This window comes from Streptococcus sp. SK140 (assembly GCF_000259525.1).
Taxonomy (GTDB): Bacteria; Bacillota; Bacilli; order Lactobacillales; family Streptococcaceae; genus Streptococcus.
Genome location: NZ_AJML01000021.1, coordinates 1 through 19,830, shown reverse-complemented (window position 1 = coordinate 19,830; position 19,830 = coordinate 1). Strand labels below are relative to the sequence as shown.

Genomic DNA, 19,830 nt, shown 5'->3' with positions numbered 1-19,830 from the left:
GAAGATTGTTAGAAGGAAGTTGTAATATGTTTCAAAAAGAGAATCGGTCTGGTCTGATTATCTACCTATACTATAATCGTGATGCAAAAAAACTCGATCATTATGGTGATATTTGTTACCACTCTAAAAAACACCGTTATCTGCAACTGTATGTCCCAACAGAAGAAGTGGAAGAACTGGTTAGCCGTTTAGGAAAAGAGAGATTTATCAAAAAAGTGCGACGATGTCATATCCAAGAATTGGAAACTCCCTTTGTTGGTAGTCTCTATAGAAATAGCGAAAACGTTATCATGTAAAAATTAAGATAAATGTGTTGACAATTTTCAGATAATTCGGTATATTCTTAACATGTAATTTAAATTAAGAAATTAAAAGGAGATAAACATGAAGAAAAAATTTGCCTTATCACTTGTAGCTCTTGCAAGTGTAGCTGTTTTAGCAGCTTGTGGAGAAGTGAAGACAGGAGCTTCAAATTCAACTGGTAACCCAGTGGATGAGAAAGTCGTTAAAATTGGTTTCAACTTTGAAGAAACTGGTGCTGTAGCATCTTACGGTACATCTGAGCAAAAGGGTGCTCAACTTGCAGTTGATGAAATCAACGCAGCAGGTGGTATCGATGGAAAACAGATCGAAGTAGTAGACAAAGATAACAAATCTGAAACTGCTGAAGCTGCTTCAGTTTCAACAAACCTTGTTACTCAATCTAAAGTAGCAGCAATCGTAGGACCTGCAACTTCAGGTGCAACTGCAGCAGCAGTAGCAAATGCTACACAAGCTGGGGTTCCATTGATTTCTCCAAGTGCTACTCAAGATGGTTTGACAAAAGGTCAAGATTTCCTTTTCATCGGAACATTCCAAGATAGCTTCCAAGGGAAAATCATTTCTAACTATGTTACAAACAAGTTGAACGCTAAGAAAGTTGTCTTGTATACTGATAACTCAAGCGACTATGCTAAAGGAATTGCAAAATCATTCCGTGATTCATTCTCAGGCGAAATCGTAGCAGATGAAACGTTTGTATCAGGTGACACTGACTTCCAAGCAGCTTTGACAAAAATCAAAGATAAAGACTTTGATGCAATCGTATTGCCAGGTTACTATACAGAAGCTGGTAAGATTGTAAACCAAGCTCGTGGAATGGGAATTGATAAACCAATCATCGGTGGTGATGGATTCAACGGTGCGGAATTTGTTCAACAAGCAACTGCTGAAAGAGCAACAAACATTTACTTCATCTCAGGATTTTCAACTACTGTTGATGTTTCAGATAAAGCAAAAGCCTTCCTTGAAGCTTACCGTGCAAAATACAACGAAGATCCTTCAACATTTGCAGCTCTTGCTTATGACTCAGTTTACCTTGTAGCTAATGCAGCAAAAGGTGCAAAAACTTCAGTTGATATCAAGAACAATCTTGCTAAAACACAAAACTTTGAAGGTGTTACAGGTCAAACAAGCTTTGATGCAGATCACAACACTGTGAAAACAGCCTTCATGATGACCATGAATAATGGTAAAGTAGAAGCGGCAGAAGTCGTAAAACCATAATTATAGATACAGGAAATGGGGAATGAGCTTTTACTCACTCCCTGTTTCGGTGTTTATGAAAGGATTATTTTTTTATAAAAATCCTAAAAAAAAACTTAGAAAGAGTGAACCATATGCTTCAACAACTTGTCAATGGTCTAATCTTGGGGAGTGTCTATGCGCTGCTAGCCCTAGGTTATACTATGGTTTATGGAATTATCAAGCTCATTAACTTTGCCCACGGTGATATTTATATGATGGGTGCTTTCATGGGTTATTTCTTGATTAATTCCTTGCAATTAAATTTCTTTGTTGCCTTGATCTTATCGATGATTGGAACGGCAATTCTCGGTGTTATCATTGAGTTCCTAGCTTATCGTCCATTACGTCATTCAACTCGTATCTCTGTATTGATTACAGCCATCGGGGTTTCCTTCTTACTGGAGTATGGGATGGTCTATCTGGTAGGCGCCAACACACGTGCCTTCCCTCAAGCAATCCAAACAGTTCGTTATGACTTGGGACCAATCAGTCTAACAAATATTCAATTGTTGATTTTGACTGTCTCACTTGTTTTGATGGTTCTTCTACAACTCATCGTACAAAAAACCAAGATGGGGAAAGCCATGCGTGCCGTTTCTGTAGATAGTGATGCTGCTCAGCTGATGGGGATTAACGTGAACCGTACAATCAGTTTCACCTTTGCATTGGGTTCAGCTCTAGCTGGTGCAGCGGGTGTCTTGATTGCACTTTACTATAACTCTCTTGAACCATTGATGGGAATGACTCCAGGTATTAAATCATTTGTGGCTGCCGTTCTTGGTGGTATCGGAATTATCCCTGGTGCAGCTCTGGGTGGCTTTGTTATTGGTCTTTTGGAGACATTTGCTACCGCATTCGGAATGTCAGATTTCCGTGATGCCATCGTGTATGGAATCTTGCTCTTAATCTTGATTGTTCGCCCAGCTGGTATCCTCGGTAAGAATGTGAAAGAGAAGGTGTAAACAATGAAAGAAAATTTAAAAGTTAATATTCTATGGTTATTCCTTTTGTTGCTTGGATATGGTTTAATTAGCCTATTGGTTTCAGTAGGAGTCTTGAACCTTTTCCATATTCAGATTATTGAACAAATCGGTATCAATATTATTCTAGCAGTAGGTCTTAACCTAATCGTTGGGTTCTCTGGTCAGTTTTCACTTGGACATGCTGGATTTATGGCTATTGGTGCTTATGCAGCAGCCATTATCGGATCAAAATCTCCAACCTATGGTGCATTCTTTGGAGCTATGTTGCTCGGTGCTATCATTGCTGGTTTGGTTGCCTTGGTCGTTGGAATTCCAACCCTACGTTTGAAGGGTGACTACCTTGCAGTTGCGACACTTGGTGTTGCTGAAATTATTCGTATCTTCATTATTAATGGTGGAAGCCTTACAAACGGTGCTGCTGGTATTTTGGGGATTCCTAACTTTACAACTTGGCAAATGGTATATTTCTTTGCTGTGATTACAACGATTGCCACTCTTAATTTCCTTCGTAGTCCTATCGGACGTTTAACCTTATCAGTTCGTGAGGATGAGATTGCTGCTGAGTCAGTAGGGGTCAATACTACAAAAATTAAAATCATTGCTTTTGTTTTTGGTGCTGTTACTGCAAGTATCGCAGGTACTCTCCAGTCAGGATTTATTGGATCAGTCGTACCAAAAGATTATACGTTTATCAACTCTATCAATGTTTTGATTATCGTTGTATTCGGTGGTTTAGGTTCCATTACAGGGGCAATTGTTGCGGCGATCGTGCTTGGAATCTTGAACATGCTCCTTCAAGACGTGGCTAGCGTTCGTATGATTATCTATGCTTTGGCCTTGGTACTCGTTATGATCTTCAGACCAGGTGGTCTTCTTGGGACATGGGAATTGAGCCTATCACGTCTCTTTAAAAAAGGTAAGAAGGAGGGACAAAACTAATGGCATTACTTGAAGTAAAAAATTTAACCAAACATTTTGGTGGTCTGACAGCCGTTGGGGACGTCACTCTCGAATTGAACGAAGGTGAACTTGTTGGTTTGATTGGACCGAATGGTGCTGGAAAAACAACCCTCTTCAACTTGTTGACAGGTGTTTATGAACCAAGCGAAGGGACAGTAACCTTGGATGGTCACTTGTTAAATGGCAAGCAACCCTATAAAATCGCATCTCTTGGTTTAGGGCGTACCTTCCAAAATATCCGCCTTTTTAAGGACTTGACAGTTTTGGATAACGTTCTGATTGCATTTAGCAACCATCATAAACAACATGTTTTTGCGAGTTTCTTGCGCTTACCAGCTTTTTATAAGAATGAAAAAGAATTGAAAGCTAAAGCCTTAGAATTACTAAAAATCTTTGATTTGGATGGAGATGCTGAAACTCTAGCTAAAAATTTAGCCTATGGTCAACAACGTCGTTTGGAAATTGTTCGTGCTCTTGCTACAGAACCTAAAATCCTTTTCTTGGATGAGCCTGCAGCGGGTATGAATCCACAAGAAACTGCAGAATTGACTGAGTTGATTCGTCGCATCAAGGATGAATTCAAGATCACTATCATGCTGATTGAACATGATATGAACTTGGTTATGGAAGTTACTGAGCGTATCTATGTTCTTGAGTACGGTCGTTTGATTGCTCACGGAACACCAGATGAAATCAAGAGTAATAAACGTGTTATCGAAGCTTATCTAGGAGGTGAAGCCTAATGTCTATGTTAAAAGTTGAAAACCTCTCAGTACACTACGGTATGATTCAAGCTGTACGTGATGTGAGCTTTGAAGTAAACGAAGGAGAAGTTGTTTCCCTTATCGGTGCCAACGGGGCTGGTAAAACAACCATCCTTCGTACCTTGTCAGGACTTGTTCGTCCAAGTTCTGGTAAAATTGAATTTTTGGGACAAGAAATCCAAAAGATGCCTGCACAAAAAATTGTGGCATCAGGACTTTCTCAAGTACCAGAAGGACGTCACGTCTTCCCTGGTTTGACAGTTTTGGAAAACTTGGAGATGGGAGCTTTTCTTAAGAAAAATCGTGAAGAGAACCAAGCAAATCTGAAAAAAGTCTTTTCACGTTTCCCTCGTCTGGAAGAACGTAAAAACCAGGATGCAGCTACCCTATCAGGTGGTGAGCAACAGATGCTTGCTATGGGACGTGCGCTTATGTCAACGCCTAAACTTCTTCTCTTAGATGAACCATCAATGGGACTTGCACCAATTTTCATCCAAGAAATTTTTGATATCATCCAAGATATTCAAAAACAAGGTACGACCGTTCTTTTGATCGAGCAAAATGCCAATAAGGCACTTGCCATCGCAGATCGAGGCTACGTTCTTGAAACAGGTAAAATCGTTCTTTCAGGAACAGGTAAAGAACTCGCAGCATCAGACGAAGTCAGAAAAGCATATCTAGGTGGCTAAAAAGGTCCGGGGGACATTTTTAGTCGGCGGATAAGGATTACGTAGTAATCTTCGCATAGTCTGGGAGACTAGTTTAGGTTGCGAATAAGGATTGCGCCAGCAATCCACATTAGTCCGGGGGACCTTTTTAGTCGGCGGATAGAGATTGCTTGGCAATCATCAGAACCAGTGGATTGTTTTAGTTCGCGGGAAAGATTACCAAACAAATTACATAATCATAAGATTGAGGGCTCTAATCTAGGGCTCTTTTTATAGTATTTCAGAGTTTTCAGAATCTTGAAAAAGAAATGAAAGCGTTTGATTGATTTTCGTAAAAAGTGTATAATAAAGCTATAAACATAAAGGAGAGTTCCTATGGCAGTTAAAGATTTTATGACACGAAAGGTCGTATATATTAGCCCAGATACGACTGTAGCACATGCAGCAGACTTGATGCGCGAACAAGGTTTGCATCGTCTTCCTGTTATTGAAAATGATAAATTAGTTGGTCTAGTAACAGAAGGAACAATTGCTGAAGCCAGTCCGTCAAAAGCAACGAGTCTTTCAATCTTCGAGATGAATTACTTGCTCAATAAAACAAAAGTAAAAGACGTCATGATTCGTGATGTTGTAACTGTCTCAGGTTATGCAAGTTTGGAAGATGCAACCTACCTTATGCTAAAAAATAAGATTGGAATCTTGCCAGTTATTGATAATGGACAAGTCTATGGCGTCATTACTGACCGTGATGTATTCAGAGCATTTCTTGAAATTTCAGGTTATGGCGAAGAGGGAATCCGTGTTCGTTTTATCACAGAAAATGAAGTTGGGGTACTTGGTAAGATTGTTTCTTTAATCGTTGAGGAAAATCTAAATATTTCTCATACTGTTAATATTCCACGTAAAGATGGTAAGATTGTTATCGAAGTTCAAATTGAGGGAACGGTTGATCTAGCTACCTTTAAACAGAAATTTGAATCTGAGAATATTCAGGTTGAAGAAATTACACAAACTTTAGCAAAAAAACTGTAAAAAATAAAATAGAAGCAGTTTTTACTTGCTAAAAAAATTTTTTTCTAGTATAATAATTTATTGTGAGCAAACCTCACTTACCCCTTGCAAAGTCTTGGGGTCATTAGACCAAAAGGAGGAACATATCAATGGCTAAATACGAAATTCTTTATATCATTCGTCCAAACATTGAAGAAGAAGCGAAAAACGCTTTGGTAGCACGTTTTGACTCTATCTTGACTGACAACGGTGCAACTGTTGTTGAATCAAAAACATGGGAAAAACGTCGTCTTGCATACGAAATCCAAGATTTCCGCGAAGGACTTTACCACATCGTTAACGTTGAAGCAAATGATGATGCAGCTCTTAAAGAGTTTGACCGTCTTTCAAAAATCAACGCTGACATTCTTCGTCACATGATCGTCAAAACTGACGCGTAAGAAGGTAGATTATGATTAACAATGTTGTACTTGTAGGGCGTATGACTCGTGACGCTGAGTTGCGTTATACCCCATCAAATGTAGCAGTTGCGACTTTTACTCTTGCAGTAAACCGTACATTTAAGAGTCAAAATGGCGAACGTGAGGCTGATTTTATCAATGTCGTTATGTGGCGCCAACAGGCTGAGAATCTTGCTAATTGGGCTAAAAAAGGCTCGCTTATCGGGGTGACAGGTCGTATTCAGACTCGTAGTTACGATAACCAGCAAGGACAACGTGTCTACGTGACGGAAGTCGTGGCTGAGAATTTCCAAATGTTGGAAAGCCGTAGTGTGCGTGAAGGACATACTGGTGGAGCTTATTCTGCACCAAGTTCAAACTATTCAGCACCTACTCAATCAGTACCTGACTTTTCACGTGATGAAAATCCATTCGGAACAACGAATCCTTTGGATATTTCAGATGATGATTTACCATTCTAATGGACAATTAATACTATAAAGGAGAAAAAAACATGGCTCAACAACGTCGTGGCGGATTCAAACGCCGTAAAAAAGTTGATTACATCGCAGCAAACAAAATTGAATATGTTGATTACAAAGATACTGAGCTTCTTAGCCGTTTCGTTTCAGAACGTGGGAAAATCCTTCCTCGTCGTGTAACAGGAACTTCAGCTAAAAACCAACGTAAAGTAACAACAGCTATCAAACGCGCTCGCGTAATGGCTTTGATGCCTTTCGTAAACGAAGATTAAAAAAGGGGTCCGGGTGGACCTCTTTTTCATGAGCATGAAAACAAGAAAGCGAATTAAGACCCCGACGGGTCTTTTTTTCACGAGCATAGAAATGTGAAAGCGAGTTGAGGTCCGGTGGACCTCTTTTTCATGAGCATGAAAACAAGAAAGCGAATTAAAACCCGTTTGGGTCTTTTTTCACGAGCATAGAAATGTGAAAGCGAGTTGAGGTCCGGGTGGCCCTCTTTTTCATGAGCTTGAAAATAGGAAAGCGAATTAAAACCCGGGTGGGTCTTTTCTCACGAGATAGTTTTTTTCTGACCTTGGCGTGCTATAATGGTAATAGAAAGAGTAAAGGTGGGTAAGTCAAAGATGAATTGTACGATTAGAAATATGATTAAGTCTGATATTGAATCCTTATCTCATGGATTTATGAATCAAGGTTGGCCTGGTAGAGAGGAAATTTTGGCTAGATATTTTCTGGAACAGGAAAGTGGGGGGAGAGAAGTCTTAGTTGCAGAGATTGATGGTGCTGTAGCGGGCTACGTTACCATTTTGCCCTCTGCTAAACATGGTCCTTTTGCAGAAGTCTATCCAGAATTATCAGATTTTAATGTGTTTGAGCCTTTTCGAAATCAAGGGATTGGGAATCAACTGCTAGAAGAAGCAGAAAAACGAGTCAAGTTTGTTTCGAGTAAGGTCACTCTTGGTGTAGGTTTGCACTCAGGCTATGGACCTGCCCAGAGATTGTATATCAGAAGGGGCTACATTCCAGATGGTTCAGGTGTCTGGTATCGAAATCAACCCTTGGAAATGAATGCAACTAGCCAAAATAATGATGATTTGGTTTTGTATCTAGTAAAGGAATTCGAATAAGAGATAGTGAATTTCTTTGAAGATAGGGGATTTCTCTACTTTATGGTATAATGGAAAGAGTGAATTGAAGGAGGAAAGGTGATGGATGCGAAATTAAGATATAAGGCAAAAAAGATAAAGGTTATTTTTTTTGATATTGATGATACGTTGAGAAACTCAAAGACTGGTTTTATCCCCACCTCAATTTCAACTGTTTTTAAACAATTGCGTGAAAAAGGAATTTTAACAGGAATCGCCTCTGGACGTGGTATTTTTGGTGTTGTTCCAGAGATTCGCGAGCTAAAACCTGACTTTTTTGTTACCTTGAATGGTGCCTATATTGAGGATAAAAAAGGCAATGTGATTGAAAGTAACAAAATCGCTAAAGATAAGGTTGAAAGCTATATTGCTTGGACTAAGGAAGTGGGGATTGAATATGGTTTAGTTGGTAGTCATACTGCTAAACTCTCCACTAGAACTGAGTTGATTAGTGAGGCCATTGATCCAATTTATCCTGACTTGGATGTTGATCCTGATTTTTATGAAAAAGAAGACATCTATCAGATGTGGACTTTTGAGGATCAGGGAGATGACCTGACTTTACCTGAAAGTTTAGCATCGACTTTGCGTATGGTACGCTGGCATGAACATTCGTCAGATGTGGTACCAATTTCAGGTTCAAAAGCAGCTGGTGTAGCAAAAGTTGTAGAACATTTAGGTCTTAAACCTGAAAACGTTATGGTTTTTGGGGACGGACTTAACGATTTAGAACTCTTTGATTATGCAGGCATTAGTGTTGCTATGGGGATTTCTCATGACAAAATCAAAGAAAAAGCAGATTATATTACAAAAACATTAGAAGAAGATGGCATCTTTGATGCTTTAGAAGGATTTGGTATGGTAGAAAAAGAATTACATTTTCCGCAAGTAGACATTGAAGCAGTAGAAGGTCCGATTGCGACTATTAAAACAAATCATGGAGACTTGCGTATTAAGTTTTTCCCTGAACATGCACCAAAAACAGTAGCCAACTTTATCGCTCTGTCTAAAGACGGTTACTATGACGGTGTCATTTTCCACCGTATTATTAAAGACTTTATGATTCAAGGTGGAGACCCAACTGGTACTGGTATGGGTGGCGAATCAATCTATGGTGAGTCATTTGAAGACGAATTTTCAGAGGAACTTTACAATATCCGCGGAGCCCTTTCTATGGCTAATGCTGGACCAAATACAAACGGTAGCCAGTTCTTTATCGTGCAAAATCAACACTTGCCATACTCTAAGAAAGAAATTGCTCGTGGTGGTTGGCCAGAACCAATTGCAGAAATTTATGCTGAACAAGGTGGAACTCCTCACCTAGACCGCCGCCACACAGTATTTGGTCAACTTGCAGATGAAGCTTCTTATGAAGTTCTGGATGCAATTGCAGGTGTAGAAACAGGAGCAATGGACAAGCCAGTTGAAGATGTCGTTATCGAAACGATTGAAATCGAGGACTAGTATGAAAATAGGTGATAAGCTAACAGGGCGAATTACAGGGATTCAGTCTTATGGAGCCTTTGTGGAGCTAGAGACTGGTATCACAGGTTTGATTCATATTTCTGAAATTCGTACAGGATTTATTGAGAATATCTATGATGTACTGAAAATCGGTGAAGAAGTTCAAGTCCAAGTTGTCGATTTGGACGAATATACAGGGAAAGCAAGCCTTTCTATTCGGACTTTGGAAGAAGAGAAACATCAGTTACCGAGACGGAGACGTTTTTCAAGTGACCGTGTCAAATACGGCTTTGCTCCTTTGGCTCGTATGATGCCTATCTGGACCAAGGAAGCTATTTCTAATCTAAATAAGAAAAAGTCTTAATTGATTTTTTCTCTCTTGGAATGTTAATATAGTTTGTTATAATAGAAGTATGGTAGAAGAATTATTAAAATCAGGAGAGAGAATCAATCAGCTCTTTTCTACAGATATCAAGATTATTCAAAATAGAGAGGTTTTCAGCTATTCGGTGGATAGTGTACTTTTGTCACGCTTTCCTCGTTTTCCTAAAAATGGCTTGATAGTGGATTTTTGTGCGGGTAATGGAGCTGTTGGACTTTTTGCCAGTAGTCGTACTAAGGCGAAAATTCTGTCTGTTGAAATCCAAGAACGCCTGGCAGATATGGCTGAACGATCAGTCCGTTTAAATAGCTTGGAAGAACAGATGCAGGTCATTTGTGATGATTTGAAGAATATGCCTGCTTACATTCAGGGGAGTAAGGTTGATTTGATTTTGTGCAATCCTCCCTATTTTAAGGTGGACCCAAATTCTAATCTGAACGAGAGTGAGCACTACTTGTTGGCTCGGCATGAAATTACGACCAATCTAAAAGAAATTTGCCGTAGTGCCCAAAGTATACTCAAATCTAACGGGCGTCTAGCCATGGTTCACCGTCCTGATCGTTTGTTAGATATTTTAGAAACGCTTCAACAACACAATTTGGCTCCAAAACGTCTGCAATTTGTCTACCCTAAACGGGAGAAGGAAGCCAATATGCTTTTGATCGAGGCTATTAAGGACGGCTCCACTAGTGGTTTTAAGGTTCTGCCACCACTCATTGTTCATAATGATGATGGTTCCTATACTCCAGAAATTCAAGAAATCTATTATGGATCATAAAGCTTATATGTATGTAGTTGAGTGTCGGGATGGTTCCTACTATACTGGTTATACAACGGATGTCAAAAAAAGAATAGCTGTTCACAATAGTGGTAAGGGAGCCAAGTACACACGAGCTCGGTTGCCAGTAAAACTCATCTATGTTCAAGGTTTCGATAGTAAGGAAGAAGCCATGTCTGCTGAAGCCCTTCTCAAACGTAAGAAGAGAGTGCAAAAGGAAAGATTTTTATCTGAAAACCAAGAGGAAAATTTACTCGGTCATTTTGAAGAGTAGAGGGGAGTTCTTTGACTCCTCTTACTTTTGTCAAAAATTGAAAAAAATGCTACAATAAAGAGAATAAAGAAACGAGGTATTATCATGTCTAAGATTCTAGTATTTGGTCACCAAAATCCAGATTCGGATGCTATCGGTTCATCTGTAGCCTTTGCTTATCTTGCGAAAGAAGCTTATGGTTTGGATACAGAAGCAGTGGCTCTTGGTACTCCAAATGAAGAAACAGCTTTCGTATTAGATTATTTTGGTGTTGAAGCACCGCGTGTTATCACTTCAGCTAAGGCAGAAGGTGCAGAACAAGTCATTTTGACGGACCACAATGAATTCCAACAATCAGTGTCAGATATCGCTGAAGTAGAAGTTTATGGTGTGGTGGACCACCACCGTGTGGCTAACTTTGAAACTGCCAGCCCACTTTACATGCGTTTGGAGCCAGTAGGATCAGCATCTTCTATCGTATATCGTATGTTCAAAGAACACGGTGTAACTGTTCCAAAAGAAATTGCAGGTTTAATGCTTTCAGGTTTGATTTCAGATACCCTTCTTTTGAAATCTCCAACAACTCACCCATCAGATAAGGTGATTGCGCCTGAATTGGCTGAATTGGCTGGTGTGAACTTGGAAGAATACGGTCTTGCCATGCTCAAGGCTGGTACAAACTTGGCAAGCAAGTCAGCAGAAGAATTGATTGATATTGATGCTAAGACATTTGAACTCAACGGAAACAATGTCCGTGTGGCTCAAGTCAATACAGTTGATATCGCTGAAGTCTTGGAACGTCAAGCTGAAATTGAAGCAGCTATCCAAGCAGCAAATGCAGCTAACGGATACTCTGACTTTGTTTTGATGATTACAGATATCGTCAACTCAAACTCAGAAATTTTGGCTCTTGGTGCTAATATGGACAAGGTAGAAGCAGCTTTCAACTTCAAACTTGAAAACAACCATGCCTTCCTTCCAGGTGCTGTTTCACGTAAGAAACAAGTAGTACCACAATTGACTGAAAGCTTCAATGCTTAATGATTGATGGGGAAACCCATTGTTAAAAAGGAGTTTCGACTCCTTTTTTGCTAGGAGAGAAGTATGTTAGAAAATGGTGATTTAATCTTTGTGAAAGATGATTCGGATATAGGACAAGCCATCCAGGAATCTACTGGCAACTATAGCCATGTGGCCATTTTTTTGGACGGACAGGTCTATCATGCAACTACAGAAGGCGGTGTCCTTGCCCAGTCCCCTGAAGATTTCTTTGAAGCTGAGAAGGTCTATGACCTTTATCACTATGCGGAGATTGATTGTACAGAAGTCAAAAAGCGGGCAGAGAGCCACTTAGGTGCACCCTATAATGTTTCCTTTTACCCAGATGGTGATGGTTTCTACTGTTCCCAGTTCATTGCTGAACTACTCCCTATTTTTGAGACTATTCCTATGAAATTTGGAGATGGTGTAGAGGAAATCAGTGATTTCTGGAGTCAATATTATAGAGAACTAGGACTTCCTGTACCTTTGAATCAGCCTGGCACTAATCCGAGTCAATTAGCAACATCACCACTTTTAGTTTGTAAAGAAAGGAATCTTCATGATTCAGATTTTTAATTCCTCTCGCTTAACGCGACAGCCATTCTTTAGAGATTTAGTTGACTATCTTGATCAGCATGATGATGTTATCCTCCGTGAAATCAAGGCTCAGTTTCCAGAGATACCTGTTGATAAGTATTTGGAGGAATACATTAAAGCGGGTTTAATTTTGAGAGAAAACAAACGCTATTATCTCAATCTCCCCATTCTAGAATCTACAGAATCTCTTGAACTAGACCAAGAAGTCTTTGTGAGAGATGATAGTCCAATCTATCAAGAAATCCTGGAGAAAGAATTTCAGACTGAATTACGTAACCAAACCAATGCAGCTATCCTTGAAGAGTATACGGATTTTACTAGGGAAAAGATGACCTTGTCTAATTATTTTTATAAGGTTAAGCACCAGTATCCTTTGACAGAAAAACAGCAGGCTCTTTATGCTGTTTTGGGGGATGTCAATCCTGAGTATGCTTTCAAATATATGACAACCTTTTTGCTCAAATTTCTCAAAAAAGACCAGCTCATGCAGAAGCGTCGAGATATCTTTGTTGATAGTTTAGTCTTATTAGGTTACATCCTTCAAAAAGAAGATGGGAAATATGAGTTAGCTGTCGAATTTGATAAGGAAAGATTAATTTTTATAAAAAGATAAAGGCTAGGAAATTTCCTAGCCTTCTTTAAATTTACTATAGATAACGTTCTGCGACGGCTGCATCACCAGGATAGTCTTCCTTCTTACCTTGGATGATTTGGTAGCAGTCAGCTCCTTTACCAGCGATAATAACAGCGTCCAGTTCTTGACTTGTAACAGACATAGCAGTCTTGATAGCTTGCTCACGGTCAGCAATCTTTTCAACGGAATGACTGATATAGCTACTGATTTCATCTGCAATGGCCATCGGATCTTCGTAGTTTGGATCATCAGCTGTTAGAAAGACTTGAATTTCAGGATGTTGATTGAGGAGAAGTCCAAAGTCCTTGCGACGGCTTTCTCCCTTGTTTCCAGTTGAGCCAAGCACTAGAGCAATCTTTCCAGTTTGATGTGCTTCAACAACTGAGATTAGTTTTTTAAGACTGTCACCATTGTGGGCGTAGTCAATGAAAACTTTTGCGCCATTTTTCTGTGTGAGAACTTCCATGCGACCAGGGACGCGAGTAGACGCAATCCCTTTTTTGATATCTTCAAGACTAGCACCTAGACGAAGGCAGGCAAGTCCTGCAGCGACTGCATTTTCTTGGTTGAAGTGCCCAATCAACTGGATGTCATAATCTCCAGCTAATTTACCGGTTGCTGAGAAGCTAAAGGCTTTGGAGTTTTCAATTTGGTTACTTGACTGGCTACCATAGAAGTCATGTTCTTGATTTTCTACTTGTTCCTTCAAGACTGAAAAATGGTCCATATCACTATTAATGACAACTGATCGGCTATTTTTCATCAAGAGACGCTTGTGGTAGAAGTAGTCTTCAAAGGTTGGATGCTCAATAGGACCAATATGGTCTGGTGTGATGTTGAGAAAAACTCCCACGTCGAAAGTTAAACCATACACTCGATTTACCAGATAAGCTTGGCTGGAAACTTCCATTACCAAATGAGTTCTACCATTTTTAACCGCTTGAGCCATCATATCAAAGAGATCAATATTTTCAGGTGTTGAGAAGGAAGATTTGAAGAAAGTCTTGCCGTCTAAAGTTGTATTCATTGTCGATAAGAGGGCTGTTGGGTAGCGTTGGGACAAGATATGATAGGCAAAGTAAGCCGCTGTTGTTTTTCCTTTAGTGCCAGTGAAAGCAAGGATTTTCAGTTTCTCCTGAGGGTTGCCATAAAATTCCATGGCAATCAAACTCATGGCTTTTTTGATATTGTTAACAACAATAACAGGAATACCTACTTCATAGTCCTGCTCAGCCACGTACCAACCAAGCCCTTGTGCGATAGCTGAAAACAGATATTCTTTTTTAAAGGCAGCTCCTTTTGCAAAAAATAGAGTATTTTCTTTGGTTGTTCGGCTATCATAACTAATGCTATCAAAAATAACATCACTGTAGTTGTAGTGGTAATATCCTTGGTCGATAATCTCACGGAAGAGACCATCCTTCTTTAAAATATCTAATATAGTTTCTATCTTTATCATACTTTCTATTATAAACTTCAAGTCTGAATTTTACAAGTAACAAGGAAAAGTTTATAATGGAAGATAAGGAACATTTCCTAGTGATTAAAAATGAATGAGGAAGTTATGTCTAACGAAAATAATCATCAGCAGGCCCAGATGTTACGCGGGACTGCTTGGCTTACAGCTAGTAACTTTATCAGTCGCCTGCTCGGAGCCATTTACATCATCCCTTGGTATATCTGGATGGGGACTTATGCCGCTAAGGCCAATGGACTCTTCACTATGGGTTACAATATCTACGCATGGTTCTTGCTGATTTCGACAGCGGGTATCCCGGTGGCAGTCGCAAAGCAAGTTGCCAAGTATAACACCATGCATGAGGAAGAGCATAGTTTTGCCCTGATTCGAAGTTTTCTGGGCTTTATGACTGGACTCGGTCTTGTCTTTGCTTTGGTTTTATATCTCTTTGCGCCTTGGATGGCAGACCTTTCTGGTGTCGGTAAGGACTTAATTCCAATTATGCAGAGCTTGGCTTGGGCGGTATTGATTTTCCCATCTATGAGTGTTATCCGCGGATTTTTCCAAGGAATGAATAATCTCAAGCCTTATGCCATGAGTCAAATTGCGGAGCAGGTTATCCGTGTCATTTGGATGCTCTTAGCAACCTTTATCATCATGAAGTTAGGTTCAAAAGATTATCTAGCAGCAGTCACCCAGTCTACCTTTGCGGCCTTTGTGGGAATGGTAGCTAGCTTTGCTGTCTTACTTTATTTCCTTTTTAAAGAAGGGATGCTTCAAAAAGTTTTTGAAACGCGAGATAAGATTGATAGCAAACATCTGTTAATTGATACGATTAAGGAAGCTATTCCTTTTATCATAACAGGGTCAGCTATTCAGCTCTTCCAAATCTTGGACCAAAATACCTTTATCAATAGCATGAAGTGGTTTACCAACTATAGTAATGAAGACTTAATTGTCATGTTTTCTTATTTCTCTGCCAATCCTAATAAAATCACCATGATTTTAATTTCGGTAGGAGTTTCGATTGGTAGCGTTGGTCTACCTCTCTTGACAGAGAACTATGTAAAGGGAGATTTACCAGCAGCTTCTCGTCTCATTCAAGATAGTATCACCATGCTTTTCCTATTCCTCTTACCTGCAACGGTTGGAGTAGTCATGGTAGGAGAACCCCTCTATACAGTCTTTTACGGTAAGCCAGATAGTTTGGCTATGGGCTTGTTTGTCTTTGCAGTCTTGCAGTCAACAATCCTAGGTTTGTACATGGTCTTATCACCAATGCTTCAAGCAATGTTCCGTAACCGCAAGGCAATCCTTTTCTTTTTCTATGGTTTCATTGCCAAGCTCGTCTTACAAATACCATCAATAGCGATTTTCCATAGCTATGGTCCTCTCATTTCAACGACCATCGGTCTTATCATTCCAATTGTTTTAATGTATCGCGAGATCTGTCAGATTTCAGGAGTTCATCGAAAAATTATCCTTAAACGAACCATCCTAGTGACTATTTTAACTCTTGTCATGTTTATCCTGGTAGGCTTCTTACAATGGATTCTTGGATTTGTTTTCCATCCAACTGGACGTTTCTGGAGCTTTATCTATGTCGCCCTAATCGGAACAATCGGTGGTGGGCTCTACGGATTCATGAGTCTCTATACTCGTCTCTTAGATAAGGTTATTGGACAGGCGAAAGCTGACCAGTTACGAGCACGATTAAAATTATCATAATGCTTTATAAATAAAATGAATAATTTGAACTTTTCTATCCGAAAAAGTTTAAATTGTTCATTTTTTTATTTAAAAAATAGGATAAAATATAAAATTAGTAGAAAAAAATCTATAATTTGGTAAAAATTAGATAAAATTGCTTGACTAAAAAAAACAATAGCTGTATAATGATACAAATATTTAAATTTGGAGGTTCTGGAAATGAAAAAGTCTAAGGCAAAATATCTGACGCTGGCAGGCCTTGCCCTAAGTGCCGGTCTACTATTGGCGGCTTGTAGCAACTCAGCTAGTTCAACTAAAACATACAACTATGTCTATTCTAGCGATCCGTCTAGTTTGAACTATCTTGCAGAAAACCGTGCAACAACCAATGACATCGTTACCAATTTGGTAGATGGGTTGATGGAAAATGACCAATACGGTAACTACGTTCCATCCTTGGCAGAAGATTGGACTGTTTCTCAGGACGGTTTGACATACACTTATAAACTTCGTAAAGATGCTAAGTGGTATACCTCTGAAGGTGAAGAATATGCTCCAGTAACTGCCCAAGATTTTGTAACTGGTTTGAAATATGCTGCTGATAAAAAATCCGAAGCTTTGTACCTGGTTCAAGATTCTGTAGCAGGTTTGGATGACTATATCAACGGGAAAACAACTGACTTTTCAACTGTCGGTGTTAAGGCGATTGACGACCAAACAGTTCAGTACACTTTGACACGACCAGAATCTTATTGGAATTCTAAAACAACATCAACCATTCTCTTCCCTGTCAATGCAGACTTCCTGAAATCAAAAGGGGATGATTTTGGTAAGGTAGACCCTTCTAGTATTTTGTACAATGGACCTTTCTTAATGAAATCTTTTGTTTCAAAATCTGTTATCGAATTCAAGAAAAATCCCAACTACTGGGATGAAAAAAATGTCTTTGTGGATGATGTGAAATTGGCCTATTATGATGGTAGTGACCAAGATGCACTAGCACGTAACTTTGTAGAAGGAGTCTATAGCTACGCGCGTCTCTATCCAAATAGCTCAAGCTTTGAAGGAATTAAAGAGAAGAACAAGGATAACATCATCTATAGTATGCAAAATGCAACTTCTTATTACTTGAACTTCAACTTGGACAGAAAATCTTATAACTTCACGTCTAAGTCCTCAGATATCGAAAAGAAATCAACCCAAGAAGCAGTTCTGAATAAAAACTTCCGTCAAGCCTTCAACTATGCATACAACCGTACAGCCTATGGAGCACAATCTCAAGGGGAGGACGGAGCAACGAAGATTATTCGTAACCTAGTTGTACCTCCAACATTTGTAAGCATCAACGGAAAAGACTTTGGCGATGTTGTTTCAGAAAAGATGGTCAACTATGGCCAAGAATGGCAAGGAATCAACTTTGCAGATGCACAAGACCCATACTACAATCCTGATAAAGCTAAGGCTAAATTTGCGGAAGCCAAGAAAGAATTGGAAGCTAAGGGTGTGCAATTCCCAATCCACTTGGATGTATCAGTTGACCAATCAGCTAAAAAAGGTGTACTTGAAGCAAGCTCTTTGAAACAATCCATCGAATCTGTTCTAGGAGCTGAGAATGTGGTTATCGATATTCAACAATTATCAACAGACGACTTCGATAATTCTAGCTACCTAGCTCAAACTGCAGCTCAAAAAGACTTTGATATCTATAATGGCGGTTGGAGTGCGGACTACTTGGATCCATCAAGCTATCTAGATATCCTAAATGTCAATAACGGTGGTATGTTGCAAAACATTGGTCTAGAACCAGGTGAGGTCAATGACAAGGCTAAGGCAGTTGGTCTGGATACTTACACTCAAATGCTAGAAGAAGCGAACAAGGAGCAAGAACCAGCAAAACGTTATGAAAAATATGCTGAAGTTCAAGCTTGGCTCGTTGATAGCGCTCTTGCTATTCCAAACGTTTCTCAAGGTGGAACACCGACCTTGAGAAAGACAGTTCCATTCTCATCGCCATTCTCACAAGCAGGAAATAAGGGTGTCGAATCATACAAATATCTCAAGTTGCAAGATAAGACTGTAACGGCTGATGAGTATGAAAAAGCTAAAGAAAAATGGCTAAAAGAAAAAGAAGAATCTAACAAAAAAGCCCAAGAAGAATTAGCTAAACACGTTAAATAATGATTTTTAACAAAAAAACGATAACTCTAGAAAAGGTTATCGTTTTTTATATAGTTTGAAACTATAACTAGCTCTTGAAAACAAGAAAACGAAGGATACAAAATAAGTGGTACAATAGTTACTATAGATTTGGAGGTATTGTATGAGTAAATCATTTCACATCAACACAATTTTAGCACAAGCAGGGATCAAGTCTGATGAAGCAACAGGTGCTTTGGTTACACCTATTCACTTTTCAACGACATATCAGCACCCAGAATTTGGTCAATCAACTGGATTTGACTATACCCGCACTAAAAACCCAACTCGTAGCAAGGCAGAGGAAGTCTTAGCAGCTATTGAATCAGCCCACTATGCTCTAGCAACTAGTTCAGGTATGTCTGCGATTGTGTTGGCCTTTAGCATTTTTCCAGTAGGAAGCAAGGTTTTGGCTGTCCGTGACCTTTATGGTGGTTCTTTCCGTTGGTTCAATCAAGTTGAGCAGGAAGGACGTTTCCACTTTACTTATGCCAACACAGAAGAAGAGCTAATTGCCGAACTAGAAAAGGATGTGGATGTACTTTATATCGAAACACCAACCAACCCTTTGATGTTGGAATTTGATATTGAAAAATTGTCAACATTAGCTCATGCTAAGGGGGCTAAAGTTGTCGTGGACAATACCTTCTACAGTCCTATCTACCAACGTCCAATTGAAGACGGGGCAGATATCGTCCTTCATTCAGCGACAAAATACCTTGCAGGTCACAATGATGTTTTAGCTGGTGTAGTTGTGACAGATAGTGCTGAATTATATGAAAAACTCTTTTACAATCTCAACACGACAGGGGCTGTTTTGTCACCATTTGATAGTTATCAATTGATTCGTGGTCTTAAAACCTTGTCACTTCGTATGGAGCGCTCAACAGCTAATGCTCAAGAGATTGTAGCATTTCTAGAACAATCACCTGCTGTCAAAGAAGTTTTGTATACAGGTCGTGGAGGAATGATTTCATTTAAAGTGGCAGATGAGAAGCGTATCCCTCATATCTTAAATACTTTGAAAGTATTCTCTTTTGCTGAAAGTTTAGGTGGTGTAGAAAGTCTGATTACATACCCAACTACTCAAACCCATGCGGACATTCCTGCAGAGGTTCGCCATTCTTATGGATTGACAGATGATCTCTTGCGCTTGTCTATTGGTATTGAGGATGTTAGAGATTTGATTGAAGACTTGCGTCAAGCCTTGGAAGGATAAAACTATGGGAAAATATGATTTTACGACCTTGCCCAATCGTTTTGGACATCATACCTATAAATGGAAAGAAGCAGAGAC

The 19,830-nt window shown here is 39.4% G+C and carries 22 protein-coding genes; 21 read left to right on the top strand and 1 reads right to left on the bottom strand.

All coding sequences use genetic code 11. The features are described from left to right. The first annotated feature begins 26 nt into the window (after positions 1-26). The 18 genes from HMPREF1116_RS05120 (at position 27) to HMPREF1116_RS05035 (ending at position 13,147) form a co-directional block, all read left to right on the top strand. Positions 27-296, top strand: coding sequence for a YlbG family protein (locus HMPREF1116_RS05120; RefSeq protein ID WP_000486587.1), 270 nt, complete (start codon positions 27-29; stop codon positions 294-296). Positions 297-384: 88 nt separating this feature from the next. Continuing rightward, positions 385-1,545 (top strand): ABC transporter substrate-binding protein, encoded by a 1,161-nt coding sequence (locus tag HMPREF1116_RS05115; protein WP_000726157.1) that lies wholly within the window; start codon positions 385-387, stop codon positions 1,543-1,545. 113 nt (positions 1,546-1,658) lie between these two features. Continuing rightward, complete coding sequence (locus HMPREF1116_RS05110; protein ID WP_000941435.1) at positions 1,659-2,528, top strand: branched-chain amino acid ABC transporter permease; 870 nt, start codon at positions 1,659-1,661, stop codon at positions 2,526-2,528. Between the two features lie 3 nt (positions 2,529-2,531). Further along, a complete protein-coding gene (locus tag HMPREF1116_RS05105) occupies positions 2,532-3,488 on the top strand; it encodes a branched-chain amino acid ABC transporter permease (RefSeq protein WP_000662278.1) in 957 nt (318 codons plus the stop codon). Then, the gene (locus HMPREF1116_RS05100) at positions 3,488-4,252 is read left to right on the top strand and encodes an ABC transporter ATP-binding protein (RefSeq protein WP_001185990.1); all 765 of its coding nucleotides are present in this window, start codon (positions 3,488-3,490) and stop codon (positions 4,250-4,252) included. Before HMPREF1116_RS05105 ends, HMPREF1116_RS05100 begins: the two co-directional genes overlap by 1 nt. Beyond that, complete coding sequence (locus HMPREF1116_RS05095) at positions 4,252-4,962, top strand: ABC transporter ATP-binding protein (protein ID WP_000062222.1); 711 nt, start codon at positions 4,252-4,254, stop codon at positions 4,960-4,962. Before HMPREF1116_RS05100 ends, HMPREF1116_RS05095 begins: the two co-directional genes overlap by 1 nt. Positions 4,963-5,316: 354 nt before the next feature. Further along, the gene (locus HMPREF1116_RS05090; RefSeq protein ID WP_000268637.1) at positions 5,317-5,973 is read left to right on the top strand and encodes a CBS domain-containing protein; all 657 of its coding nucleotides are present in this window, start codon (positions 5,317-5,319) and stop codon (positions 5,971-5,973) included. Between the two features lie 128 nt (positions 5,974-6,101). After that, complete coding sequence (rpsF, locus tag HMPREF1116_RS05085) at positions 6,102-6,392, top strand: 30S ribosomal protein S6 (protein ID WP_001151786.1); 291 nt, start codon at positions 6,102-6,104, stop codon at positions 6,390-6,392. A gap of 11 nt (positions 6,393-6,403) precedes the next feature. Beyond that, a complete protein-coding gene (gene ssbA, locus HMPREF1116_RS05080) occupies positions 6,404-6,874 on the top strand; it encodes a single-stranded DNA-binding protein SsbA (protein WP_000609604.1) in 471 nt (156 codons plus the stop codon). A gap of 32 nt (positions 6,875-6,906) precedes the next feature. After that, entirely contained in the window at positions 6,907-7,146 is a 240-nt protein-coding gene (gene rpsR / locus HMPREF1116_RS05075) for a 30S ribosomal protein S18 (protein ID WP_000068664.1), read from the top strand. A 351-nt stretch (positions 7,147-7,497) separates the two neighbouring features. Next, positions 7,498-8,001, top strand: a complete 504-nt coding sequence (locus HMPREF1116_RS05070; protein ID WP_007554925.1) for a GNAT family N-acetyltransferase — start codon at positions 7,498-7,500, stop codon at positions 7,999-8,001. 81 nt (positions 8,002-8,082) lie between these two features. Further along, positions 8,083-9,483: a bifunctional Cof-type HAD-IIB family hydrolase/peptidylprolyl isomerase gene (locus tag HMPREF1116_RS05065; RefSeq protein ID WP_000339038.1), complete on the top strand. Its 1,401-nt coding sequence runs from the start codon at positions 8,083-8,085 to the stop codon at positions 9,481-9,483. 1 nt (position 9,484) lies between these two features. Further along, on the top strand, positions 9,485-9,847 hold the full coding sequence (locus HMPREF1116_RS05060; RefSeq protein ID WP_000689622.1) for a S1 RNA-binding domain-containing protein: 363 nt from the start codon (positions 9,485-9,487) through the stop codon (positions 9,845-9,847). Positions 9,848-9,896: 49 nt separating this feature from the next. Beyond that, on the top strand, positions 9,897-10,643 hold the full coding sequence (locus tag HMPREF1116_RS05055; RefSeq protein ID WP_000229055.1) for a tRNA1(Val) (adenine(37)-N6)-methyltransferase: 747 nt from the start codon (positions 9,897-9,899) through the stop codon (positions 10,641-10,643). Further along, positions 10,633-10,917 (top strand): GIY-YIG nuclease family protein, encoded by a 285-nt coding sequence (locus HMPREF1116_RS05050; RefSeq protein ID WP_000349621.1) that lies wholly within the window; start codon positions 10,633-10,635, stop codon positions 10,915-10,917. The genes HMPREF1116_RS05055 and HMPREF1116_RS05050 overlap by 11 nt, the downstream gene beginning before the upstream one ends. An 84-nt stretch (positions 10,918-11,001) precedes the next feature. Beyond that, positions 11,002-11,937, top strand: coding sequence for a manganese-dependent inorganic pyrophosphatase (locus tag HMPREF1116_RS05045; RefSeq protein WP_000036024.1), 936 nt, complete (start codon positions 11,002-11,004; stop codon positions 11,935-11,937). 63 nt (positions 11,938-12,000) lie between these two features. Further along, positions 12,001-12,513 (top strand): YiiX/YebB-like N1pC/P60 family cysteine hydrolase, encoded by a 513-nt coding sequence (locus HMPREF1116_RS05040; RefSeq protein ID WP_000892217.1) that lies wholly within the window; start codon positions 12,001-12,003, stop codon positions 12,511-12,513. Next, a complete protein-coding gene (locus HMPREF1116_RS05035) occupies positions 12,497-13,147 on the top strand; it encodes a DUF1803 domain-containing protein (protein ID WP_000614496.1) in 651 nt (216 codons plus the stop codon). Before HMPREF1116_RS05040 ends, HMPREF1116_RS05035 begins: the two co-directional genes overlap by 17 nt. A 34-nt stretch (positions 13,148-13,181) precedes the next feature. Here HMPREF1116_RS05035 and HMPREF1116_RS05030 read toward each other — a convergent pair whose 3' ends face one another. Beyond that, the gene (locus HMPREF1116_RS05030) at positions 13,182-14,627 is read right to left on the bottom strand and encodes a UDP-N-acetylmuramoyl-L-alanyl-D-glutamate--L-lysine ligase (RefSeq protein WP_000590265.1); all 1,446 of its coding nucleotides are present in this window, start codon (positions 14,625-14,627) and stop codon (positions 13,182-13,184) included. A 105-nt stretch (positions 14,628-14,732) separates the two neighbouring features. Here HMPREF1116_RS05030 and HMPREF1116_RS05025 point away from each other — a divergent pair, with 105 nt between their 5' ends. The 3 genes from HMPREF1116_RS05025 (at position 14,733) to HMPREF1116_RS05015 (ending at position 19,752) form a co-directional block, all read left to right on the top strand. Continuing rightward, positions 14,733-16,355 carry a putative polysaccharide biosynthesis protein gene (locus HMPREF1116_RS05025; protein ID WP_000064188.1) on the top strand — a complete coding sequence of 541 codons (1,623 nt, stop codon included), beginning with the start codon at positions 14,733-14,735 and terminating at the stop codon, positions 16,353-16,355. 201 nt (positions 16,356-16,556) lie between these two features. After that, the gene (locus HMPREF1116_RS05020; RefSeq protein WP_000748529.1) at positions 16,557-18,515 is read left to right on the top strand and encodes a peptide ABC transporter substrate-binding protein; all 1,959 of its coding nucleotides are present in this window, start codon (positions 16,557-16,559) and stop codon (positions 18,513-18,515) included. Positions 18,516-18,657: 142 nt separating this feature from the next. After that, positions 18,658-19,752: a cystathionine gamma-synthase gene (locus HMPREF1116_RS05015; RefSeq protein ID WP_000045357.1), complete on the top strand. Its 1,095-nt coding sequence runs from the start codon at positions 18,658-18,660 to the stop codon at positions 19,750-19,752. Positions 19,753-19,830: the final 78 nt, after the last annotated feature.

Excerpts from the sequence above, each read along its gene's own strand:
- HMPREF1116_RS05120 (WP_000486587.1), top strand. The coding sequence starts at position 27 with ATGTTTCAAAAAGAGAATCGGTCTGGTCTGATTATCTACCTATACTAT.
- HMPREF1116_RS05115 (WP_000726157.1), top strand. The coding sequence starts at position 385 with ATGAAGAAAAAATTTGCCTTATCACTTGTAGCTCTTGCAAGTGTAGCT.
- HMPREF1116_RS05110 (WP_000941435.1), top strand. The coding sequence starts at position 1,659 with ATGCTTCAACAACTTGTCAATGGTCTAATCTTGGGGAGTGTCTATGCG.
- HMPREF1116_RS05105 (WP_000662278.1), top strand. The coding sequence starts at position 2,532 with ATGAAAGAAAATTTAAAAGTTAATATTCTATGGTTATTCCTTTTGTTG.
- HMPREF1116_RS05100 (WP_001185990.1), top strand. The coding sequence starts at position 3,488 with ATGGCATTACTTGAAGTAAAAAATTTAACCAAACATTTTGGTGGTCTG.
- HMPREF1116_RS05095 (WP_000062222.1), top strand. The coding sequence starts at position 4,252 with ATGTCTATGTTAAAAGTTGAAAACCTCTCAGTACACTACGGTATGATT.
- HMPREF1116_RS05090 (WP_000268637.1), top strand. The coding sequence starts at position 5,317 with ATGGCAGTTAAAGATTTTATGACACGAAAGGTCGTATATATTAGCCCA.
- rpsF (WP_001151786.1), top strand. The coding sequence starts at position 6,102 with ATGGCTAAATACGAAATTCTTTATATCATTCGTCCAAACATTGAAGAA.
- ssbA (WP_000609604.1), top strand. The coding sequence starts at position 6,404 with ATGATTAACAATGTTGTACTTGTAGGGCGTATGACTCGTGACGCTGAG.
- rpsR (WP_000068664.1), top strand. The coding sequence starts at position 6,907 with ATGGCTCAACAACGTCGTGGCGGATTCAAACGCCGTAAAAAAGTTGAT.
- HMPREF1116_RS05070 (WP_007554925.1), top strand. The coding sequence starts at position 7,498 with ATGAATTGTACGATTAGAAATATGATTAAGTCTGATATTGAATCCTTA.
- HMPREF1116_RS05065 (WP_000339038.1), top strand. The coding sequence starts at position 8,083 with ATGGATGCGAAATTAAGATATAAGGCAAAAAAGATAAAGGTTATTTTT.
- HMPREF1116_RS05060 (WP_000689622.1), top strand. The coding sequence starts at position 9,485 with ATGAAAATAGGTGATAAGCTAACAGGGCGAATTACAGGGATTCAGTCT.
- HMPREF1116_RS05055 (WP_000229055.1), top strand. The coding sequence starts at position 9,897 with ATGGTAGAAGAATTATTAAAATCAGGAGAGAGAATCAATCAGCTCTTT.
- HMPREF1116_RS05050 (WP_000349621.1), top strand. The coding sequence starts at position 10,633 with ATGGATCATAAAGCTTATATGTATGTAGTTGAGTGTCGGGATGGTTCC.
- HMPREF1116_RS05045 (WP_000036024.1), top strand. The coding sequence starts at position 11,002 with ATGTCTAAGATTCTAGTATTTGGTCACCAAAATCCAGATTCGGATGCT.
- HMPREF1116_RS05040 (WP_000892217.1), top strand. The coding sequence starts at position 12,001 with ATGTTAGAAAATGGTGATTTAATCTTTGTGAAAGATGATTCGGATATA.
- HMPREF1116_RS05035 (WP_000614496.1), top strand. The coding sequence starts at position 12,497 with ATGATTCAGATTTTTAATTCCTCTCGCTTAACGCGACAGCCATTCTTT.
- HMPREF1116_RS05030 (WP_000590265.1), bottom strand. The coding sequence starts at position 14,627 with ATGATAAAGATAGAAACTATATTAGATATTTTAAAGAAGGATGGTCTC.
- HMPREF1116_RS05025 (WP_000064188.1), top strand. The coding sequence starts at position 14,733 with ATGTCTAACGAAAATAATCATCAGCAGGCCCAGATGTTACGCGGGACT.
- HMPREF1116_RS05020 (WP_000748529.1), top strand. The coding sequence starts at position 16,557 with ATGAAAAAGTCTAAGGCAAAATATCTGACGCTGGCAGGCCTTGCCCTA.
- HMPREF1116_RS05015 (WP_000045357.1), top strand. The coding sequence starts at position 18,658 with ATGAGTAAATCATTTCACATCAACACAATTTTAGCACAAGCAGGGATC.